The following is a 21,431-nucleotide window of genomic DNA, read 5'->3' on the forward strand; positions in this document are numbered from 1 at the left end:
TAATGCTCTACAAAATACGACACATAACTTGCTACAACTACAACACGCCGGTGAGCTTAGCCTACAACAACGCCTGCTTGTTGCCTCGTAACACCGAATACCAAACCTGTTTGGACCACAAGCTCAACATATCGCCCAAAGCCAGCACCATTGCCAAGCGCAAAGATTACTTTGGCAACAATGTGTTCAATTTTTGCTTGGAAGACCCACACAAAGAACTGAAAGTGGATATCCAATCCACAGTGCGTATTGCCGATGTTCGATTAATCGACATGAACCTGGATATTGGAAACAGCTGGGAATACGCCCTGGAGTTGCTGCGCTCCTCGAAGGACGAAGCCACCCTGCGAGCCCGTGAATACGCCATGGATAGCAGCGTGATTCGAGCCAACGACGAGCTGGCCAAATACGCCGCGCCGTCGTTCACCCCCAATCGGCCACTGTTATCCGCCGCCCGCGATCTTACCCACCGTATCTACACCGATTTCGCCTACGACCCAGGGTTTACCACGGTAAGCACCCCTCTGGCCGATGTGTTAAAACATCGCAGAGGTGTGTGCCAAGACTTTGCCCACCTCGCTATTGGCTGTTTGCGCGCTTTGGGCTTTGCCTGCCGATACGTCAGCGGTTACCTAGAAACCCTACCGCCCCCCGGCAAGGAAAAGCTGGTCGGCAGCGATGCGTCACACGCTTGGTTTTCGGTCTATTCACCCGGGGAAGGCTGGTTCGAATTCGACCCCACCAACGACAATATGCCCTCCAAGCAACACATCACCACCGCCTGGGGCCGGGACTACACCGACGTTGCGCCATTAAAAGGCGTGATCTTTGAAGGTGGGGGCTCACAAACCCTGTCGGTCTCGGTAGACGTGGCTCGCCTGGAGGGTTAACGGGCACCGGTTCGCACTGGGCGGTAGCGTTGATGGCCACTATCCAACCGCTAGTCGAGATGAACGACAATATAAAAATAAAACACGTCAAGGAGTGGCTGATGTCATATTCTGAATTACACTAAAGGCGAATGACTTTTTTGTATTGGAAACCATAAGGCAAGGAATATGACCCACCGCCATACGGTGCAGCAAGCCAATGTAATCTCAGCCAAAAGCATCGAGTTTTTAGGCAAGTACGAAATCCCCGCCATGCCGACCAACTTCGCCGTGGCTTACGAACTGATGCTGGGTAAAAACGACCCTTTGCTATCCTCCGTGCGTGACCTCGCCGACAAAGACATGCTGGATGCGTTTCGTTTCCAGGAGCTGTATTCCACCTTTATCGACAAACGCCCTGACATTAATGAACAAATGATCAATCCAATTGCGCATTTGTTGGGCACCATGATGACCGCCTGTGCGCAGTCGTCCAAAACCGTGGACCGCTACCAACGCCAACTCAATGAGGGCGGCGATGCGCTGGAAGAACAGGCCGCGGACCCACAAGAAATTATTAAAGCCTTGGCGCAAGCCACACAACAAGTGCGCGACGAGCAAACGCAAATGAACGCCCGCCTCACCGAGGCTGAAAAAGAAGTCAAAACCCTACGTACCAATTTAGAACAGTTGGAAATCGAAGCCATTACTGACCCGCTATCAGAGCTGAGCAACCGCAAGGGGTTGGAAAGAGTATTGGAAGATAATCCCATTTGCGCCGAGCATAACTGCCTGGGATTATTTGACATTGATCACTTTAAAAAGATTAACGACAACTACGGCCACAACTTTGGCGATTACGTCATCAAACAAGTCGCTCGGGAAATTAAAAACCACATACGTGGCTCCGACATTGCCGTGCGTTGGGGCGGCGAAGAGTTTTTATTAATACTGCGCGATACCGACTTAAAAGGAGCGGTATTTGTGGGCAACAAAATTCGCGAAGCCATACGCGCCCTGCGCTGGAAAAACACCCGCACCGGCGAGCAATTACCACCGGTGACGATATCCGGTGGCGTTACCCAGATGGACCCAACTAACCTACTGCTGAAAGACCTAGACGCCACGGTCGAACGAGCAGACCAAAGCCTCTACCGAGCCAAGCAAAGCGGCCGTAATTTAATCTGCGCCTAGGGCCTGCCACTTGGCCCTAGCAGTTGGTAACCGCGGGGCTAAGCCTTGCGGTTAGCTTCCAACCCAAAGGTCTGTTTCCAACCAGACGCACACCTTTGCCATCGCCGTTTATAAATTAATGCGCTGCCGCTTAATCACGTCGTAGCTTATGTCTAAGCTTACCGGCTGCTCGGTGGCAAAGGCTTGCGAATCTATGGTGACGGTAAGGGTTTTAGAGCGTGCAAACGCGCTGGGCGCGTCCTTACACACCAATTGCAATTGAGCCGTTTCGCCAGGCTGAATATTCTGCTGGTTGTGGTTAAGCGCCAGTACCTTAAATTGCTTCCCACGCTGATCGGCAACTGAGAAATAGTCGGTTTTTAGATCGCTCAGCTGCAACGGTTGCGACGCCGTGGCGGCTACGCTAACGGTGAGGTCGTAAACGGTTTGCGACTCGGTGCGAAAGTTTTTGCCAGAGCCGACTTTTTCGCGGGTTTCTTTGATCAGCGCACCGGAAATAGCCACCTCCACCATAAGCTCGCGGTATTGGTCGTCTTTCACCACCGGCGCTAAACCCACGTAGCTCCACCTGCCGTCGGCCTTAAGCACAACCCTACGGCCTTCGGCGGTATCCAAATAAATGTCGTCCGACACGCGCTCCCAGGAGCCATCGTCGTTTAAACGGATTTGTGTACCGTCGCCGTTGAGGATAATTTCTTCGGCAACAACGGGGTTGGCCGTAAGCGCATTAGCGATGATCGCCGCGCCCGCAGTGGTAAGAGAGATTTTTTTTATCATAAAAATAGTTCGTAAATGTTAGAAACGTGTTGTGTGTTACTAACCAACCAATTGCTCGGAGAAGCCGGCTTGCAGTAACACTTGGTAAGCTTGCATCACCCCCTCGGGAATTGCCACCGGCGGTAGCCAACCCCGCTGCGGATAATGCACCAACCGGTTAATTTCCCCCACCATAGAATGCCTCACCCCAGGCAGAGTCTGCTGGGCAGACACAAATTGAGCGTAAGTTAACGGTGGGCTCGCCAATAAAAATGCTTGCTCTGGTTGCCACCGTTGTAGCGTGGCCGCCACCCGTGGGCGATATATATTTCGGCAAACCACCAGTAAAGGCTCGCTACCACTAAACTCGGCAACCGGCCCGGTGCGGAAAAATTCGAAACTGCGGGTAACGTTTTCCGCCGTGTTGGTGGCCGTGGGCTCACAATACAGGTGTTCCTTTGGCACACCCTGGGCGTGAGCAATATCAGCAAACACGCTGGCTTCTGTGTCATTGGATTGCGCAAATTGTGTTTTGGTCACCCGGCCGCGGCCACCGCTAAAAAGTAAATGCTGAGCCCTGCCCTGGTGATATAGCTGGGCACTGTACTCGGCAACCCGCGTATCGGCACAGCCCATGACCAATAGCCACCGGCACGGTGCTAGCGGTTGCAGCTGATAACTGTTTAAATATTGCCAAAGCGTCGCCTCGGCCTGGGCCAATTTATTCACGCGGCCTCGCACAAAAAATCAGCCCGCTTAGTGGCCGGTAGCACTGCCCGGCGCCAAATCCTCTGCCCAGCCTTCGTAGGGCACATAACCTAACATGGTACCGGGGTGTTTATCGGTTACCATTAAAAAGCCGACGTCCTCAAAGCGAACAATGCCTTCCCAATTGCGACCATTACGCTCGGTCAGCAACAAATTAATGGGGGCTCGGCCGGTGGTGGTGACTTCGGTTCCAGTCCACTGCAGTTCTATTAAGCGCTCAACGTGTTTGCTTTTGGCGTGGCTAGCACCCTGGCCATATTCTTGCCAAAAGGCGTCGTGGTCGCGCTGAATGGACACATCCCCCGCCCAAAGATAATTAATCACCCAAAACTTACCGTCGTCGCTGGCGGCGGTGGCATCGGTGATGCGGTAGGGCACATCCACCATGGGCACCTTGCCAATGCTGCGCAGGGATTTTTCCACCAACAGTGCCTGCGGTTTGCCGGTAATTTGTAAATCGGCGCTGTTGACTTCGTGCAGGCTCAATAGGCCTTGCTCGGTAATCACTAGGGCCTCGTTGCCTTTGTTGGCGATTTTGGTTTGGCTTAAGTGACGCTGGGATACCTCATCAATGCGCCACACCCCGGCTTCATAAAGTGCCGTGGCCAGCACCGTGGCCTCGCGCCTACCCCAGCGGTTTATCTCTATGGCCAAAAAAGCTTTATTACCTTCACAGGCAAAGGCTTCAATGCCTTGGTAACCGCTCAGTGCCTCCAGCTTTTGGTTTTCTTTAACCGTTACCGGCAGCGGCGCCAGCGGTTTGGCTGGTGTGCCTTTGTTTAGGGTGGTTAGGTATTCAGTGACTTCACTGCGAGTAAGGCGATAAAACTGGCCGCTGGTGGGATCGTTGGGACGATTAAAATTCAAATACTGCGGTATCAACCAAAGATAGTCACCACACCAACCCAAGGCGGATAATTCGGCGTTGGGTGTAGCAATAGAGCCGGATAACTCAATATTGGTGACCAAGGTTTCATTGGCGGGGGGGTAATCCTCAGCGCTGGCTGGCAGACTAAAACAACTAACAACACAAACTAAATAAACCAGCCAGGCGTGAAAATTTTTCATAACTAAGACGGCATCCCTTGCTCATCATCGGGGGGAGAAACAGATTTAATAGCGACTTTTTCGTGCAATAAGATGGCCAGGGCCACACCTAAAAAGCACATGCCCCGCGCTGCGGACTTCCAAGTTTCCGGGTACACTGCGGAGTAATCGTCGGTGGCTAAACGCATAAGGCCAAAGAACCAAGCGGCGGCAACAAAATAGCCCCAACGCCTACGCATAACCACACCGGCTACACAGCCTACGGCGGCGACGCCCATAACATAACCAAAGGTATCTGCGGTGCTAACCCAAAACGCACCACCGGCTAATATCAATGCGGCGAAGATATAATTTAATACAAGAAAAAGACAACTTGGTTTCATTGTTAAATACTATTTGAGGAGTTAACAGTAGCAAAGGCCATCAATTTACCGGTGCGGCGCCGAAGACTCATCGCCGGCTAACATCAGTTTGATGATTTGCTGTTTCAGCCAACCCATTCGGTTAACCCGGCGCAGGCCCACATTACGCAGCAACCGCACGGGCAGCGCCGTGGCGCCAAATAACCGCTTAAACCCTTCCATAACGGCCAAGGCCAACAGATTGTGGCTTTTACGCCGGCGCTGATAACGGCGCAGAATGGATGCGTCGCCCAGGGATAAACTGCGGCGGCGGGCGCGGGCGATTTCTTCGGCCAACACCTGGGTATCGGCTAGGCCCAGGTTGACGCCCTGACCAGCCAGTGGATGAATACTGTGCGCCGCATCCCCTACCAACACCAAACCCGGTCGGTGGTAGTCACTGGCGTGGCGCGCCGTCAGCGCAAAGCTAAAGCGCTGGTCGCTGTGAGTTATCGCGCCCAGAGTATGTTCAAAGGCCCGGCTCAGTTGGTGATTGAACTCGGTTTCACTCAGCGCCATTAGCGCATCGGCTTGGTCGTTGGTTACCGACCAAACAATAGAGCTGGCGTGTTCTTCGCCCCCAGCTTGTGCCTCGGCTTGCAGCGGCAAAAACGCCAGCGGGCCGGTGGTTAAAAAGCGCTGCCAGGCGGTAAATTGGTGGGGCTTTTCAGTCACCACCGTGGTCACAATGGCCTTGTGGCCATACTCCCACTGACGCAAGGGCATGGCCGCCAGCTCACGTATTTTTGAGCGCGCTCCGTCGGCTGCGATAATTAAATCCGCACTGAGCACGCGGCCGTCGGCCAAAATAATGTCTCTAACTTGCTCAGTGCCGCCCAAGGCTTCCACCTCGGCGTTATGCCAGCAATGGATGTGTTCGATTTGATTTATCTGGTCATAAAGGGCGGCCTTCACCGCGCGGTTTTCGACGATGTGGCCCAAGTTAGCAGCATCTACTTCCGCGCAACTAAAATGGATAACACCGGTGCCATCGGCATCCCATACGTGCATATCGGTGTAGGCGCAGGCCCGGTCAGCTTGGATGGCAGCCCAGGCATCTAAGCTGTGTAGCAGTTGTTCCGATCGGCGCGTGAGTGCGACGACACGCGGGTCAAAGCCGCCGGGCTTAGATTTGGGCTCAAGATCAGGCTGGTCTGCGTTTACCGGAGCGCCGGCCTCCACCAAGGCGATGGCCAGGGGCGTGGGCTTATCAATGGCTGCCAATTGCAGTGCCAGGGTAGCTCCTACCACACCGCCGCCAACGATAACGATATCAAATTTCACCGGGGCCGATTGGCTTTGCTCGTTCACCATGCACGGGGTTCCTTGGTTTTACCGGTTGAGTTCATAGGCGGCCACCCAGCCCCATGCTTTGCTTGGCCAGGCGCCGTTTGCCGGCGGGCACAAGCTCTAGGGCCAGCAGCCCCGCGCCGCGCACTGCGGCCTGGGCTAGGCCGGGGTTGGAGAACCAACGCGGTAATTGATCGCTAAATTGGGTGGTGAGCCACTGGTCTGCCTGTTGTTGGCTCTGATAGGCCTGTAAGGCGCAGAGCTGGGCGAATTGATCATCGCCGGCGTCGTGCTTGGCCAACGAAGTCGCCAAGCTCTGGCAATCGCGCAGGGACAAATTAAACCCTTGCCCAGCCACTGGGTGTAAGGAATGGGCAGCGTTGCCCATGACCACCAAATGCGGCCGTACCTGCTCTTTGGCCTGGGTTAATTGCAACGGGTATAAGGTGCGCTGGCCGATGCGAGTGAAGCGCCCCAGGCGCTGACCAAAGGCGGTTTGTAATTGGGCCAGCAGGGTATCGTCACCCTGCTCGGCCACCGCCTCGGCTTGCTCGCTGGGCAGCGTCCAAATCAGCGCGCCCTCTTGCTTGGCTCGGGGTAGCACGGCCACAGGGCCGGTGGCGGTAAAGCGCTCGTAGGCTACCCCTTGATGGGGCTGCGTAAAGGCCACGTTGGCTATTAACGCATGGTGTTGGTAATCGGTAACCTGGCTGGCGATTCCCAAGCGTTGGCGCAAGCCAGACTGGGCCCCGTCGGCAATCACCGCCAGGCGCGTGTTGTGGTCGACGACTTGGCCTTGGTTTTCTAACTGCAAACCATAACCCCCACGGCGCGGGGCCAAGGCTTTAACCGAGGCCGGAGCGTTGATGGTTAAATTGGTAAACTGCTGCGCCCGGGCTAACAGGCAGGCGCCCAGCCAGGCGTTGTCCACCACAAACCCCAGGGCTGGCACTCCGTACTCCTGGGCCTGCATTCGGCAGCCGCCTACGTGGCCCTTATCCGATACGTGCACGGTGGCGATGGGCGTAAGGTGCTGCTGCAGTGCCGGCCACACCGCCATGGCGGAGAATATGCTTTGGCTACCCCAGGCAATGGCGCTGCTGCGAGCATCGAAGCTGGGCTGAAACATAGGCTGGTCGGAACCGCCAGCGGCCGGGTAAGGCAGGCTTTCTACTAGAGTTATACGCCGGTGGGGCAACGCCTGCGCTAATAAAATGGCCAAGCTAAGCCCCACCATGCCGCCGCCTAAAATGGCCACGTCGGAATGCAACTCGGCCTCATCGATGGCAGCGTGTGGAGTCGGCTTTGAGGCGGGCATAAATGTCACTTCTGTATTGCGTTGGAACAGCTAAGAGCGGCTATTGTCGGCCATGGCCGAGGTGGATTCAACCGAGCTGGCCGGCAGGCTATAGCGCAGTATTAAATAGCCCACCACACCGGACAACAACGACCCCAATAAAATACCCATACGCTCGTTATAAATTTCACCGGCCGGCAGGTTCTCAAAGGCTAGGCCGCCGATGAACAGGCTCATGGTGAAGCCTATGCCACAGAGCGTGGCGGTGCCGTAGAGGCTCAGCCAACTCATGCCAGCCGGGCGTTTCAACCAACCCAATTTGATGCACAAACCACACAGCACAAAAATCCCCAGTTGTTTGCCCACAAATAACCCTGCGGCAATGCCCATGGGCACCCCGTGGGTGAGTTGTTCTGCCGTCATCCCTTTAAACACCACGCCTGCGTTAGCAAAGGCAAATACGGGCAACACAAAAAAGTAGACCAAGCCGTGGATGTCGTGCTCGATTTTTCGCAGTGGTGAGTAGTTGTCTTCGGCGCGGGCTTTCAACGGAATAAACAAAGCCAGTATCACCCCGGTGAGCGTGGCGTGCACACCGGATTTAAGCATGGCCGTCCACATAATTAAGCCGATGACATAGTAAGGCCCATGGCTGTACACCTTGGAGCGATTCAGCCAAAACAGCAGGGGTAGGCACAGCGCCACAACGATGAGCGCAGTGGTAGAAATTTTGGACGTGTAAAACAGGGCAATAACAATGATTGCACCAATGTCATCGAAGATGGCCAGGGAAGTCAAAAAGATTTTTAAGGCAACCGGCACCCGTGTGCCCAGCAGAGATAACACCCCCAGGGCGAAGGCGATATCGGTGGCCGCGGGAATGGCCCAACCGGCCAGGGCAGCGGGCTCATGTAAATTAAAAAACACATAAATTGCCGCGGGGACAACCATTCCGCCCACGGCACCCGCCGCCGGCAGTACAACATTGCGCTTGTCTGATAGTTCTCCCTCAACCAACTCGCGCTTGAGCTCTAAGCCGACCAAGAAAAAAAACATTACCATCAATCCGTCGTTAATCCATAACAATAACGGTTTGGCAATCAGCAGCTCGCCGATTTGTACCACCACCGGCGTGGACAGCAGCATGTCGTAATAAACCCCGGCCGGGGAATTGGCCGCCACCATGGCCAACACCGCAGAGGCGATCAGTAACATCCCCGCCGCGGGTTCCCAGTGCAGAAAGTTTTGCAATTTATTGCTGAAAGAGGACGATTGCGTGTTGGCTCTGTGCATGCTGCGCTCCTGGCAATTGCCTGGTCATTGTAAGTGGGCCTGCCCACTCAACCACCGAAGGCAAATCAGGCCAGTGCCACGCCGAAAACGGCGCGGCAATCGGTTATTGCGCCATCAGCGCTTCGATATCCGCCACGGTTTTAGGCACATCTGCGGTGAGAATTTCGCAGCCATCGCTGGTGACTAGCACGTCGTCTTCAATACGAATACCAATGCCACGCCACTGCTCGGCGACGTTTTGGTTATCCGGGGCAATATAAATTCCCGGTTCGATGGTAAGGCACATGCCCGGCTCCAACACCCGCCAATCACCAGCCACTTTGTAGTCACCCACATCGTGCACATCCATACCCAGCCAGTGGCCGGTGCGATGCATGTAAAAATCGCGGTAGGCGGTTTGCTCTATAAGCTCGTCCACGTCACCCTCAAGCAGACCCAGATTCACTAGGCCCTGGGTGATTACTCTCACCGCAGCCTCGTGGGGCGCGTTCCAATGGTTGCCCGGCTTGGTGGCCTCAATGGCAGCGAACTGCGCCTCTAGCACCACGTTGTAAACCTGCTTTTGTGGTTCGGTGAATTTGCCATTAACCGGAAAGGTACGAGTGATATCGGCGGCGTACATTTGATACTCACAACCGGCATCGATCAGCACTAGATCACCGTCCTGCATTTTTTGGGTGTTTTCAATGTAATGCAAAATGCAGCCATTAGGGCCGCTGCCGACGATAGAAGAATAAGCCGGATAGTGAGCGCCGTTTTTAGCAAACTCGTGTTCGATTTCGGCTTGTAGTTGATATTCGTACACACCGGGCTTGGCCATTTGCATGGCACGCACATGGGCCTGGGCGCTGATTTTTCCCGCCGTGCGCATGAGCTTGGCCTCAGCCGAGCTTTTAAACAAACGCAGGTCGTGCAGGTAATGGTCTAAATCCAGAAATTCGCCGGGAGGGATGGCACCGGAACGCTCTTTGGCCCGCAGAGCGTTGAGCCAGCTCATGATTTGGCGATCGAATTCGGGATCTCGGCCCAGGCTGTAATACAACCGCTCTCGGCCTTCCATAAGGCCTGGTAAGATTTCATCGATATCGCTAATGGGAAAGGCATCGTCGGCGCCGTAATTGGCCATCACGCCCTCCGGCCCCTCTCGGTAGCCGTCCCAAATTTCTTTTTCTCGGTCTTTATCGCGCACGAACATCACAAACTCGCCGTGTTCGCGGCCGGGCACCAACGCCAGCACAGCGCCGGGTTCGGCAAAGCCTGAGAGATAGAAAAAATCGCTGTCTGGTCGAAAAGCGAAATGGGTATCGCGGCTGCGGATTTTTTCTTCGGCGGTAGCCACAATGGCAATGGAATTAGGCTCCAGCATGGCCATCAGGTCTTTGCGACGGCGAGCAAACTCACCGGCTATAGATTTGGTACTCAAGGGCTATCCTCAGTGTACTGTGGGCGCTTTTTCGCCCCCTTGGGTTAATTCTTCAAACAAACTAAATACCGCGACGCGTACGTACTCCACCACTTCAATAAAATCTTGGTCGCTACCGCTGTCGCCTTCAATGGAGATTTGGGCAATGGCGGCCATATCATTAAGCAGTTCTTTGGTGTCTTCGGTGAGTTTATCGGCGCGCACGCCCTGCTCGCCCAGCGCGGCTAAAAAGCCGGTGACCCACTCTCCTAGACAACGGGCGGACAGAGATAGCTCAACTTCCACCGGCGGCAATAATAGTTGGAATTGAAAGTCGCGCTCGGCCAGCTGTTTATTGAACACCGCGTACATCTCTTTACCCGCCACAGTGAGTGACTCAGGCGTGGCCTCGGGTAAGTCTAGATTGTCCTCGGCCAGTGCTAACCAAGTTGTTTCATCGGCACCACAGCAAATTGCGCCAACCAACAAGCCGTGGTATTCGGAAGCGCCCATAATGGAGCCGTAGTTGGTGAGCAGGCTGTCGAGCGGCTCGTACAAGTTGCTTTCATCAGACATGGATTACCTTTTGATTGTCTACTACATTATCAATGAACAATTTACGCGCCAACCGCTGGGTAAAACAAGTTACCGGCTCTATTTTTGGCAGCAAATACAACTTAGTCTGCGACTGGCTAGCTTACTATGCTACCACCGACCCGGCTGCGACTTAACCACAACACGCGTGAGTTGGCATCCAGACTGAAGAGAGATTGACCACCCAATACCGGCACAATATATTAGCTGGCTAAATACAGGAACAACGCCCCGGTTATGTCTGCCACTGCTGATTTTACCAAGGCCCTCGCGGCCATCGAAAACAAACTCGACGCCCTTTTAGAAGAGCGCCAAGCACTGTTGCAAGAAAACCAAGCGTTGAAACACGCCGAGCAGCGTTGGCTGCAAGAACGCACCAGTCTTGTGGAGAAAAATGAACTGGCTCGCGGTCGTATAGAAGCCATGATTGCGCGCTTGAAAAGTTTGGAATCTGACGCCTAAACAACCGAAACCTTTACCATGAAAAAAACCGAAACCGTTACCGTGATGATTCTCGGCAAGGAATACCAAGTTTCTTGCCCCGCCGACGAACAGGGCGAGCTGCTGCAAGCAGCCCGGCAACTCGACGAGCGTATGCGCACCATTCGCCAAAGCGGCAGTGTGATTGGACTGGAGCGCATAGCCGTAATGGCAGCATTGAATTTAAGCCACGATTTACTCCTCGCCAAACAGGCCTCTGCGGCCAATGAGCGCGTGGTAAACCGAGTGGCCAATAAATTAGATGCCACCTTGGCGCTTTCGCGCAAAGCCAACAATAGCAATGGCTAGCGCCAATTTAACCCGGCTTCAGCCGCCCTATTTTAGGAACAATTGCGTTAGGGGAGTTTAAGTCTGCTGTGATTTGGCTATACTGTAATAGCCCTGAGGTATTCGCGAGCTGACTATGTCCTTGAGCCGATAATGTAAACCTCGGATGCGACTCGCTGATGTTGGTGTGCATGTCCGCGTGACGGAAAGCCTAATGCATTTCAGTTGCTTCCCCCTTGAACTTCACGGTTCAAGGCCCCGTTGGCTGCGGTATCCTGGGGCACCTTTTCTTTCCTGCCAAAACTTCGTCTGCGTTATTTTTCTCAAACGGTATTCACCAACCTGTTTCCTCAAAGACTTAGTACGACATTGATCAGCAGCGACCTAGAGCAGAGTAAACGACGTATTCGGGCCGACAAAAAGCGTGCTCGGCGACAACTTGCGCCCAGCCAACAAAAACGCGCCAGCCAGCAGTTGTGCAAACGCATCGCCAGCAGCCTAACGTTCATCACCGCGCAACGGGTCGCCTTGTACTGGCCGATGGGGGGCGAAATCAGCCCGCTTCCTTTGCTAAAGCACCCCACAGCACGCCACAAGCAGTGGTATCTTCCGGTAATTGATGGCGAGAACATGCAATTTTTCAGGCTAAAGCCCGGTGACCGTTTACAACACAACCCGTTTGGCATTGCCGAGCCAGAGCACCGACAGGTGCTCCCCATTGCCGGCTGGCAGCTGGATATGGTAATCGTACCGCTGGTGGCCTTTGACCCTCAGCGTAACCGATTGGGAATGGGAGGTGGCTTTTACGACCGTTACTTTGCGCTGCGCCCTGGGGTCATCAAACGTCCTATCTTGATGGGGGTGGCCCACGAATGCCAACGGGCTGAAAAGCTGCCGCTGGAGCCCTGGGACGTGCCGCTACAAAACATCGCCACCGATCAACGCTGGTATTAATGCCAACGCCGGCTTTATAAAAACCATCGCTGTAACCAGGGAGATTATTAAACGCTTTGGGTATAAGAGAGGGGTGTTAAAGATTTTGCTAATGTAGCAAGTAGATCTACCCGCCAGGGCAGATTGGGCCATGCATTAGCGGGAGCTAACGCCCTGGTGCAATTGCGCTGGAGGAGTCACTTCGGTTTTGAACAGGTCACTAGCCGCTACGCTAGAGGCCAGTACACCTACCAAAAATGCCACCGCGGCCAAAGTTAGTACGTCGTTTTTCATGTGAGCTTCCCTTCCAATGTGCTCATGCCAAACCGTTACAAAAGGAACCCTTTTATACCGAAAAATTGTAGTTTCACCAAGTATCTATTTTCCTGTGGTTACTAAATAACCAGTGTTGGCCTTGGTGGGCATGTATGCAAATTTGTACAACCCTGTTTGATAACCGTATCACACTATTTTGTGAATAGCCGCTTACGGTGCTGGCTACGGCACAAAACACCGCACTGGCTAAGATACGACAGCAAAGAGTTCGCCAGCTATGGCGCTTGGAACGACGACATCTATTTCGGCGACAAAAGGTGCCGCTAGGTTTTAAGTCGGCGCCAGATCGTCGCTAAAAAAGTTTGTCGCTAAATTAGCTTGCGGTGAAACGACCTAGGCGAGATACAACTGATAGGCCGGATTTTCGGTCTCGTCCCAGTAGCGGCCGGCCGGCATGGCGTCGAGAAACGCCGTGAGCGCGTCTTGGTCTGCCACCGGCACCTGAAACGCAACCAAAATTCTGGCAAAGGCACTGCCGTGGTTGCGGTAGTGGAACAGAGAGATATTCCAGCGATCACCCAGGTGGCTGAGAAATTTCATCAATGTGCCCGGGCGCTCGGGAAACTCAAACCGAAAAACCCGCTCGGTGATGGCAGCGTCGGCGTCGCTGTCTGGGTTGTGGCCGCCCACCAAATGCCGAATATGCGCCTTGGCCATTTCGTTTTCGGTGAGATCCAGTACTTGGTAGCCCTTGTCGCTTAGTTCGTTGACCAGGGCCTTGCGATCGTCCCCACCCGGTGCCACCGCCACGCCAACAAACACATGGGCGGCCCGGTGGCTGGCAAATCGGTAGTTGAATTCGGTGATATTACGGCGACCCAAATCGGCACAAAACTGGCGGTAGGCGCCCGGACGCTCCGGCAGGGTTACCGCCAGTACGGCTTCGCGTTGCTCGCCTATTTCAGTGCGCTCGGAAATATAGCGCAAGCGATCAAAGTTAGTGTTTGCGCCGCTGTCGATGGCGATGAGGGTCTGCCCAGACACTTTGTTTTGCGCCACGTATTTTTTTAAACCCGCCAGGGACACCGCGCCGGCCGGCTCGGCGATGGATCGGGTATCTTCAAAAATATCTTTAATGGCGGCGCAGATTTCGTCGGTATTGGCGGTGATAACACCGTCGATAGTGTCTTGCAGCACCCGAAATGGCTCTTCGCCGATTTGCGCCACGGCAACACCGTCGGCAAAAATACCCACCTCTGGCAGCACCACTCGCTCGCCGGCCTTCATGGCCGCATCCAAACAAGCGGCGTCTTCCGGCTCCACGGCGTAAACCTTGATGCCGGGGCGGACAAACTTTATGTAGGCCGCCATACCCGCCGCCAGGCCACCGCCGCCCACGGGCACAAACACCGCATCAATATTGCCCGGGTGCTGGCGCAGTAACTCCATAGCCACAGTACCCTGGCCGGCAATAACGTCTGGGTCGTCGTAAGGCGGGATATAGATGCGGCCCTGCTCTGCCACCAGTTCATGGGCGTGGGCGGCGGCTTCATCGAAGGCATCTCCGTGCAACACGACACGCCCGCCGTAGCCGCGTACGGCCTCAACTTTAATGGCTGGCGTGGTGCGCGGCATCACGATGGTGGCATCAATGCCCAAATGCTGAGCGCTGTAGGCCAAACCCTGGGCGTGATTACCGGCCGAGGCGGCGATTACACCACGGCTTCGCTCCTCGGCAGTTAACTGCAGCAAGCGATTGTAGGCACCCCGAATTTTAAAGGAGAACACCGGCTGCAAGTCTTCGCGTTTGAGCAGCACACGGTTATCCAAACGCCGTGTTAGCGACTTGGCAATATCCAAGGGCGTTTCCACGGCGAGATCGTAGATACGGGCGTCGAGGATACGTTTGATGTAGGTGTGCGGCATGATGGGCTACGTTTGGCTGAAATTTAAAAGGCGGCAATAGTACCCAAGAACGCTCGGCAAGTCATGAAATAGGGCTATAATAGCCGCCCCTCGCGAGACATTTTACCGACTCGCTGCAACCACACGTCCATCCACCAGCAAGATTGCCAACTATGAACCAAGACGAACTGAAACAGGCCGTGGCCAAAAAAGCCATCGATTACATACTGCCGAAACTGGAATCCGACAGCATTGTGGGGGTGGGCACGGGCTCCACGGCCAATTATTTTATCGACTACTTGGCTGAAATTAAGGGCCATTTCGACGGCACTGTGGCCAGCTCCGAAGGCTCCGCCGAGCGCTTAAAGCAACATGGCATCCCGGTCTATGACCTAAACAGCGTGGACAGTGTGGTGGTGTACGTGGATGGCGCCGACGAAACCAACCCCCAGCGTGAGCTGATTAAAGGTGGCGGTGCCGCCCTTACCCGGGAAAAAATCGTCGCCGCCGTGGCCGATGAATTTGTCTGCATCGCCGACGGCAGCAAGTGGGTAGAAATCCTAGGCGGATTTCCGCTGCCGGTGGAGGTGATTCCCATGGCTCGCGCCCACGTAGGCCGAGAACTCCTCAAATTGGGTGGCAACCCGGTATACCGCCAGGGTGTGGTTACCGACAACGGTAACGAGATCATCGACGTGCACGGCCTGGCCATCACCGACGCCAAGCAAATGGAACAAGATATCAATCAGATTGTGGGCGTGGTCACCAACGGCCTGTTTGCCGCTCGCCCGGCCGATGTTCTGCTGCTGGGTAAAGAGTCTGGCGTAGTGCAAATTTAGTCACAGTAATGCTGTATTTGAGGGGGTGCACCGGGGTTCTGGCACAGGTATAGTGTGTTGCTGAAAATTCGCACGACAAATACGCATCTGCACGAGCACCCCGCACTGAGCCATGGATACCGATAACAAAGGCAATAACACCCCCTGTCAGCAGCAAGAAACCCTGCGTCTTGCCTCCCTATGTGGCTACGACATTCTGGATACGCCAGCCGAACAGGAGTTTGACGATCTCACTGCTCTAGCGGCGGATATCCTAGACATACCCATTTCAATTATCAGCTTTGTGGCCCGTGACCGGCAGTGGTTTAAATCTCGAGTCGGATTGGAAGCGCCGGAAACGCCCATAGAGGTGTCTTTTTGCAAACACGAGCTCTACCAGCAAGATCTGCTGGTGGTACCGGACGCCACTGCCGACCCGCGTTTTGCCAATAACCCATTGGTGACAGGCGAGCTCAATGTGCGCTTTTACGCCGGTGCCGTAATTCGCTCCCACGACGGTTACCCGCTGGGCCGATTTTGTGTCCTCGACACCCGCCCGCGGGATATCAGCGCCAAACAACTGAATGTACTGAAGGTGTTTGCCCAACAGGTTACTGCCCAGTTGGAGCAGCGTCGGTTGTACCAAATTTCTGAGCACGCACGGCAGGAGCTCACCCGCGCCAACGACGATTTAAAGCACCGTGATGAAACCAAAGATCAGTTTCTGGCCATGGTGTCCCACGAGTTACGCAATCCGCTGTCACCGATTTTAATGACGCTGGACAAACTCAAACTCACCGGCCCCCACGGCGCCGGGGTAGACAAAGACATTGATGTAATCCATCGCCAGTCCAAGCATTTGGCCCGCTTGGTGGACGATATGTTGGATGCCTCTCGGGTGGCCACCGGCAAAATATCCTTGGATTTAAAACCGGTGGCGGTGGCCGATGTGGTGCAGCGCAGCCTAGAGATGATTAAAAAAGCGGCCACAGAGAAACAACAGAGTGTCTCGGCTCAATTGCCCGAGCAAGCTATTTGGCTGCAAGGTGACGACGTGCGCCTGTGCCAGCTAATCGCCAACCTACTCACCAATGCTGTGCGCTATTCGCCCAACCACAGCTGCATCAATATCAGCGCTGAACAAATCGATGCCGAAGTCGCCATTACGGTCGCCGACAATGGCCAGGGCATTGCGCCGGAATTTCTCGATAAAATCTTTGAGACGTTTGTGCAGGCTCCCAGCCAGGGCGGGAATCACAGCGGCGGCTTAGGTATTGGCCTAAGCCTGTGTCGCCACCTCGCCAATTTGCACCAAGGCAGCATTAGCGTGCACAGCGAAGGCCTTGGTAAGGGCAGTCAGTTTTGCGTGCGCTTACCGGCATTAGCGATGGGTTCACCCACACAAACCCAAGCTCCGGCCCAATCCCATGACCGATACCAGCCGCCGATCCCAGACAATAAACAATACACAGCCCGAGGCACTGAAAGCCTAGGGCGGTAAACCTTAGGCAGGCTTTAGCCTTTAAACGCCTTGGCGAAAACATCCATGGCAGTGGAACGCGCCACTTTGTAATTGATGATGGGCAGCGGATAGCCCAAGGCTCTGCACTGCTGCTCGCTGGGCTGATGAATTTTTTTATCGGTGATGGATTGCAGCTCCGGCACAAATTTGCGTACGTAGTCGCCGTTGGGATCAAACTTTTCTGCCTGCCGGTAAGGGTTAAAAATTCTAAAATAAGGCGCCGCATCTGCCCCCACCGAGGCACTCCACTGCCAGCCGCCGTTGTTGCTGGCAAAATCGCCATCGATTAAATGCGCCATAAAATGCTGCTCGCCCAAATGCCAATCCACCAGCATTAATTTGCTTAAAAACGCTGCCACAATCATGCGCACGCGATTGTGCATCCAACCGGTTTGCAGCAGCTGGCGCATGCCGGCATCAACAATGGGCACACCGGTTTTACCCTGCCGCCAATCCTCAAAATATTCAGGCTTGGCCCACTGCACCTTTTCGCCATCCGGGCGAAAACATTTGCCCATGGACAAGCGAGGCTTGGCCGCCATTAAATGGCGATAAAATTCTCGCCAAATTAACTCCGTTACCCACTGTCCGTGGAATCCATCCGGGCCCTGGTCTTTTTGCACCTGCTCTATGCAGTGCCGAATGCCCAGTGCCCCCAAGGCTAGGTAGGGCGAAATTAAACTGGTACCACGGTGGGCGGGGATGTCCCTGGTGTCGGAGTACTCTGCCAATTTTTCGCTGCAAAAGTTGTGGAGATTGCGCTGAATTTTATCGCGCTGGGCGGGCCACAGGTCGGCACGATATTCACCGCCAAAACCGGGAATAGAATCGCCTTTGACCTTCAACGGTGTTTGCTTGCCTGGGCGCGGGCAGGATGATAATTCCGCCTCGGTAACCACCTGGCGCCAGCGTTTGGAAAACGGCGTAAACACTTGATACATATCACCGCTGCCGTTGGTCACAGTCCCCGGCGCCAATACCACATCGCCGTCGTATTCATGCACCGCCAAATCCGCTTGTTCACAGGCCTGGCGCACGGCTTTATCCCGGCGCATTTCATTCAGTGGGTACTCTTTGTTCCACCACACACCTTGCGCACCGATCTCCTGTGCCAAGGCGGTGATGGCTTTAGGTGCGTCACTGAACATTGGCGCGTGCACAATTTTCAGCACAATGCCGAGCTTTTCGGCATCCTCTGCCCAGGCCGTTAATAGCGCCTGGGCAAGGCCGAGCTTGGCCGGGGCATCGCGGTGTTCTTGCCATTGTTTTTCACACACCGCAAAGCACGCCACCACCGGGCCGGCTGTACTGGCGTGGTACAGAGCGGGATTGTCATTTAAGCGCAGGTCGTTGCGCAGCCAAACCAGCTGCGCATTGGAAGGAAGCTTTGCCATTAGATTTGGTTACGCAGGCCTAATTCGAGCGGGTAGGGATCGAGATAAATTTGTGAACGGATATAGTCGTTTCCGTAACGATCGACGTAGTGTTTAATTAGCGTAACCGGCACCGACAAGTGCACCACGCCTTTGCGATATTGATCCACCACATCAATCAGGTCGCGCCGTACTTCGCCTTCCACTGTGCGTTTTAAATAACCAATGATGTGATGCAAGGTATTGCAATGATTTTTACGGGTGGCCGGTTTAGACAGCGTGGCCATAAACAGAGCGATGTAGTCTTCGGCTACATCCGCTATGGCGCGCTTGTCGTGGTTGGCGACAATTTGACCAAGGGCTTTATAGCCTTTTTGCGAATGCGCCATCAGCGTGTATTTGTATCGGCTGTGAAAATCCACCAAAGCACCGGCCGTTAACTGGCTAGCTACGGTGTGTCGCCAGTAATACAAGGCAAACACCCGCAAAATAAAATTCTCCCGCAGCGGAGGATCGTTCAACCGCCCCTCTTCCTCCACCGGCAGTAATGGATTGTGATCCATCACCGCCGCGGCAAACACACCACGGCCCGGTTCCTCCCGGGGATAGCCGTAGCTTTTACTCTCTGGGTCGTCATTGTAAACCTTCATTTTAAATGCGCCACAACTGGGCGAATTTTTAATGAAAATGTAGCCGCAAAGGTCGCCCAGGGTTTGCGCGGTTTTTTCGCTGTAGGCCACCATTTTATCGGTAACATCCAGGCTGGGATCATCGCTGCCCACCACCCGCGGATTTTTAGGGTCACCCACCAAGCGAATGGTTGGCCGTGGCACTCCTAGGCCTATGGCCACTTCTGGGCAGTAGGGCTTAAAGGCAAAAATATCGCTGAGCACATCGGTGCAAAACCGAGAGCGCTTATGGCCGCCGTTGTAGCGCACGGACTCGCCCAGCACGCAGGCGCTGATGCCGACGGGGATACTGTTGGGATGGTTGGTGTAAGGCATAATCGAGTTGGTTTTTTGTCGCTTATAGTTGCGTAACGGATCGGTTACGGATTTATTATTAGTTTAGATTGGTATTTGGGTGGATGGTTAAGATTTTATTACTGCCAGTGCGATTTTGGCGGGGGTAATAGCACAGCAGGTGCGAGCATCCGAAGTCCCAGCGCTTCGCCGGCGCTAACCCAGTAGGACATTGCTAATTGTGCGGCAGGCAACCTGCCGCACAAGCCCAAACCAATCACTAGGCGAAACCTAGGGGCAATCATAGGCCTCAAATTTTTGTTTGCCTTCAATGGGCATACCCAATGGCACCAAAACATTGGCCCCCATCCCGGCAGCATCATTGCGTGCTTGGTTAAGCAGCTCGCTGCCGACTTTTGTATCTTTACGATTGATAAAGCCAACTTTATCGACTCCGGATACCGTAATCACACCGATGCGTTTGCAATTTTCGGTGCCGGAATTTTCTCGTAAGTCGACCTTCTCACCGGCCTCAGTGAGTTTCACAAAGCTGCAGCTGCTGAGCACGGCCACGGCGGTGGTGGCCACAGCGGCAATAATTAGGGCGCGTAGGCCAAGGTTGGCAGCGCTGGCCTTTTTAGGGCCTTTGGGGGTTGGCTGTTGCTGATTTGGCAAAACGGTTCCTCTTTTATCGGACAAATTTTTGAATCAGATTTCGCGCTCTACATATCATTGAGCGAATCGGCTGAGCCCATATCACCCAAACCGAGCAATAAAGGCCTGCACTTCGGCCAGGGCTTGGTTGGCCTCGGGCAGCAGTGGCGCAAAACCCTGAAAAACGTGGGGCATGTCTGGCCATTCGCTGAGCTCCACCGGGCTGCCCTGTTGCTGTGCCGCTTGCACAAAACGCACGCCGTCATCGTAGAGGATTTCGGCATCACCCACTTGCAATAACGTGGGCGGCAAGCCCGATAGATCACCGTGTATGGGAGACACCAATGGGTCTTTGTGGTTCGCCTGCTCTTGCACGTAGTTGGCCACTACGTAGGGCAAAGCAGCGGCAATGAGGATTGGGTCACGCTCGGCGCGCTCGGCCACCACCGACCGCTCGTAATTGAGGTCGGTGGCCGGCGAGAACACCACACAGGCATCAGGCATAACATTGCCTCCCTGTTTTAGTGCCAAGGTTGCTGCCAGTGCCAAGTTGCCGCCGGCGGAGTCGCCTGCGATAAACAACGCATCGGCCTCGCTATCGTCTTCCGGGCCGTGACCTTGGAGCCATTGAAACGCGTGGATGGCGTCTTCCAGTCCGGCTGGGAATGGAAATTCCGGGGCCAAGCGGTAATTAATGGCCAACACGGCGCAGCCGGTGAGCTTGGCGATGCGCGCAACCAGCGGCCGATGGCTAGAGCTGGAGCCCGCCATCCACGAGCCACCATGCAAATACAGCAACCGCCGCTTGGAATTACATTGCTGCGGTATTAGCCATTCCGCCGTCAATTCACCCACCAGCGTGGGCAGAATTTGCGCCTCTATGGTGAGGATCTCCGGCGCCGCTGCAAAATACATATCCAACAGGGCCCGCTTGTGCAGTGCGTGGGCACCACTGGTTGCAGACATAAGGGCGATTCGGCGCATATGAGCGACCACGGTGTTGAGTTGTTCACTGGCCATGAAAAGTCCCTGTGGCTGTTTATGGGTTGCGAATGGGTGGCGAACGACCGCCGCTAATGGTTCACTGACTGATGCTGGGCACATTCGTTCGCCAAGGCCTGCGCCTTAGGCACTGATCAACGCCAGCATCAGCGATTGCTAAGGAAGCTCTTCTTTAGTTAGTAGCCCTTCGATCTAAGGTACCCAAGGCCCAGAACAATCGCAATCTGCAGCCAGGTTTAGCACAAGAAATGTGCTTTTTCCTTGGCCCAACGGCGCTGTGTGCTATGATAGCGCCCCTTTTTTCGGC

At 54.6% G+C, this 21,431-nt stretch carries 22 protein-coding genes and 1 other RNA gene; 8 read left to right on the forward strand and 15 right to left on the reverse strand.

The genetic code is table 11. The features are described from left to right. Positions 1-2: 2 nt before the first annotated feature. Positions 3-890 (forward strand): transglutaminase family protein, encoded by an 888-nt coding sequence (locus tag ACGHM3_RS23415; RefSeq protein WP_345424579.1) that lies wholly within the window; start codon positions 3-5, stop codon positions 888-890. Between the two features lie 168 nt (positions 891-1,058). Beyond that, complete coding sequence (locus ACGHM3_RS23420) at positions 1,059-2,063, forward strand: diguanylate cyclase (RefSeq protein WP_345424582.1); 1,005 nt, start codon at positions 1,059-1,061, stop codon at positions 2,061-2,063. A gap of 108 nt (positions 2,064-2,171) precedes the next feature. On the opposite strand, the gene ACGHM3_RS23425 is transcribed toward ACGHM3_RS23420, so the two are convergent. The 9 genes from ACGHM3_RS23425 to ACGHM3_RS23465 all read right to left on the reverse strand — a co-directional run bounded on the left by ACGHM3_RS23425 (position 2,172) and on the right by ACGHM3_RS23465 (position 10,893). Next, on the reverse strand, positions 2,172-2,840 hold the full coding sequence (locus ACGHM3_RS23425) for a hypothetical protein (protein WP_345424585.1): 669 nt from the start codon (positions 2,838-2,840) through the stop codon (positions 2,172-2,174). Between the two features lie 39 nt (positions 2,841-2,879). After that, positions 2,880-3,548 (reverse strand): YdcF family protein, encoded by a 669-nt coding sequence (locus ACGHM3_RS23430; protein WP_345424588.1) that lies wholly within the window; start codon positions 3,546-3,548, stop codon positions 2,880-2,882. A gap of 27 nt (positions 3,549-3,575) precedes the next feature. Beyond that, positions 3,576-4,655 carry a hypothetical protein gene (locus tag ACGHM3_RS23435; protein ID WP_345424591.1) on the reverse strand — a complete coding sequence of 360 codons (1,080 nt, stop codon included), beginning with the start codon at positions 4,653-4,655 and terminating at the stop codon, positions 3,576-3,578. 2 nt (positions 4,656-4,657) lie between these two features. After that, a complete protein-coding gene (locus tag ACGHM3_RS23440) occupies positions 4,658-5,017 on the reverse strand; it encodes a hypothetical protein (protein WP_345424593.1) in 360 nt (119 codons plus the stop codon). 45 nt (positions 5,018-5,062) lie between these two features. After that, positions 5,063-6,349 (reverse strand): UbiH/UbiF/VisC/COQ6 family ubiquinone biosynthesis hydroxylase, encoded by a 1,287-nt coding sequence (locus ACGHM3_RS23445; protein WP_345424595.1) that lies wholly within the window; start codon positions 6,347-6,349, stop codon positions 5,063-5,065. 31 nt (positions 6,350-6,380) lie between these two features. Then, a complete protein-coding gene (gene ubiH, locus ACGHM3_RS23450) occupies positions 6,381-7,643 on the reverse strand; it encodes a 2-octaprenyl-6-methoxyphenyl hydroxylase (RefSeq protein WP_345424597.1) in 1,263 nt (420 codons plus the stop codon). A 30-nt stretch (positions 7,644-7,673) separates the two neighbouring features. After that, positions 7,674-8,915 carry a Na+/H+ antiporter NhaA gene (gene nhaA / locus ACGHM3_RS23455; protein ID WP_345424600.1) on the reverse strand — a complete coding sequence of 414 codons (1,242 nt, stop codon included), beginning with the start codon at positions 8,913-8,915 and terminating at the stop codon, positions 7,674-7,676. Positions 8,916-9,018: 103 nt separating this feature from the next. Next, positions 9,019-10,338: a Xaa-Pro aminopeptidase gene (gene pepP / locus ACGHM3_RS23460; RefSeq protein WP_345424602.1), complete on the reverse strand. Its 1,320-nt coding sequence runs from the start codon at positions 10,336-10,338 to the stop codon at positions 9,019-9,021. Between the two features lie 9 nt (positions 10,339-10,347). After that, entirely contained in the window at positions 10,348-10,893 is a 546-nt protein-coding gene (locus ACGHM3_RS23465; RefSeq protein WP_345424605.1) for a UPF0149 family protein, read from the reverse strand. Between the two features lie 255 nt (positions 10,894-11,148). Here ACGHM3_RS23465 and ACGHM3_RS23470 point away from each other — a divergent pair, with 255 nt between their 5' ends. The 4 genes from ACGHM3_RS23470 to ACGHM3_RS23485 all read left to right on the forward strand — a co-directional run bounded on the left by ACGHM3_RS23470 (position 11,149) and on the right by ACGHM3_RS23485 (position 12,633). Beyond that, entirely contained in the window at positions 11,149-11,373 is a 225-nt protein-coding gene (locus ACGHM3_RS23470) for a TIGR02449 family protein (protein ID WP_345424608.1), read from the forward strand. 18 nt (positions 11,374-11,391) lie between these two features. Next, positions 11,392-11,700, forward strand: a complete 309-nt coding sequence (locus ACGHM3_RS23475) for a cell division protein ZapA (RefSeq protein WP_345424611.1) — start codon at positions 11,392-11,394, stop codon at positions 11,698-11,700. A gap of 87 nt (positions 11,701-11,787) precedes the next feature. Then, positions 11,788-11,965, forward strand: a non-coding RNA gene (gene ssrS, locus ACGHM3_RS23480) — 6S RNA. Positions 11,966-12,048: 83 nt separating this feature from the next. Next, the gene (locus ACGHM3_RS23485) at positions 12,049-12,633 is read left to right on the forward strand and encodes a 5-formyltetrahydrofolate cyclo-ligase (RefSeq protein WP_345424614.1); all 585 of its coding nucleotides are present in this window, start codon (positions 12,049-12,051) and stop codon (positions 12,631-12,633) included. A 135-nt stretch (positions 12,634-12,768) separates the two neighbouring features. Here the strand turns inward: ACGHM3_RS23485 and ACGHM3_RS23490 are convergent, their stop codons facing one another. Together ACGHM3_RS23490 and ilvA are read right to left on the reverse strand one after the other, a co-directional pair. Next, the gene (locus ACGHM3_RS23490) at positions 12,769-12,906 is read right to left on the reverse strand and encodes a hypothetical protein (RefSeq protein WP_345424617.1); all 138 of its coding nucleotides are present in this window, start codon (positions 12,904-12,906) and stop codon (positions 12,769-12,771) included. Positions 12,907-13,281: 375 nt separating this feature from the next. Next, a complete protein-coding gene (gene ilvA / locus ACGHM3_RS23495; protein ID WP_345424620.1) occupies positions 13,282-14,814 on the reverse strand; it encodes a threonine ammonia-lyase, biosynthetic in 1,533 nt (510 codons plus the stop codon). Positions 14,815-14,966: 152 nt separating this feature from the next. Between ilvA and rpiA the strand changes: the two genes are divergently transcribed. Together rpiA and ACGHM3_RS23505 are read left to right on the forward strand one after the other, a co-directional pair. Next, complete coding sequence (rpiA, locus tag ACGHM3_RS23500; RefSeq protein WP_345424623.1) at positions 14,967-15,632, forward strand: ribose-5-phosphate isomerase RpiA; 666 nt, start codon at positions 14,967-14,969, stop codon at positions 15,630-15,632. 112 nt (positions 15,633-15,744) lie between these two features. Beyond that, a complete protein-coding gene (locus ACGHM3_RS23505) occupies positions 15,745-17,112 on the forward strand; it encodes a GAF domain-containing sensor histidine kinase (protein WP_345424627.1) in 1,368 nt (455 codons plus the stop codon). A gap of 14 nt (positions 17,113-17,126) precedes the next feature. On the opposite strand, the gene ACGHM3_RS23510 is transcribed toward ACGHM3_RS23505, so the two are convergent. From ACGHM3_RS23510 to ACGHM3_RS23525, 4 genes are all read right to left on the reverse strand, one after another. Next, positions 17,127-18,527: an FAD-binding domain-containing protein gene (locus ACGHM3_RS23510; protein WP_345424630.1), complete on the reverse strand. Its 1,401-nt coding sequence runs from the start codon at positions 18,525-18,527 to the stop codon at positions 17,127-17,129. Further along, on the reverse strand, positions 18,527-19,510 hold the full coding sequence (locus ACGHM3_RS23515) for a DUF523 and DUF1722 domain-containing protein (RefSeq protein ID WP_345424632.1): 984 nt from the start codon (positions 19,508-19,510) through the stop codon (positions 18,527-18,529). The genes ACGHM3_RS23510 and ACGHM3_RS23515 overlap by 1 nt, the downstream gene beginning before the upstream one ends. Positions 19,511-19,759: 249 nt before the next feature. Next, on the reverse strand, positions 19,760-20,143 hold the full coding sequence (locus tag ACGHM3_RS23520) for a DUF4156 domain-containing protein (protein WP_345424635.1): 384 nt from the start codon (positions 20,141-20,143) through the stop codon (positions 19,760-19,762). A gap of 81 nt (positions 20,144-20,224) precedes the next feature. After that, a complete protein-coding gene (locus ACGHM3_RS23525) occupies positions 20,225-21,142 on the reverse strand; it encodes an alpha/beta hydrolase (RefSeq protein ID WP_345424638.1) in 918 nt (305 codons plus the stop codon). Positions 21,143-21,431 lie beyond the last annotated feature (289 nt).

The sequence above is a fragment of the Halioxenophilus aromaticivorans genome, assembly GCF_042850945.1.
Classification (GTDB): Bacteria; Pseudomonadota; Gammaproteobacteria; order Pseudomonadales; family Cellvibrionaceae; genus Halioxenophilus; species Halioxenophilus aromaticivorans.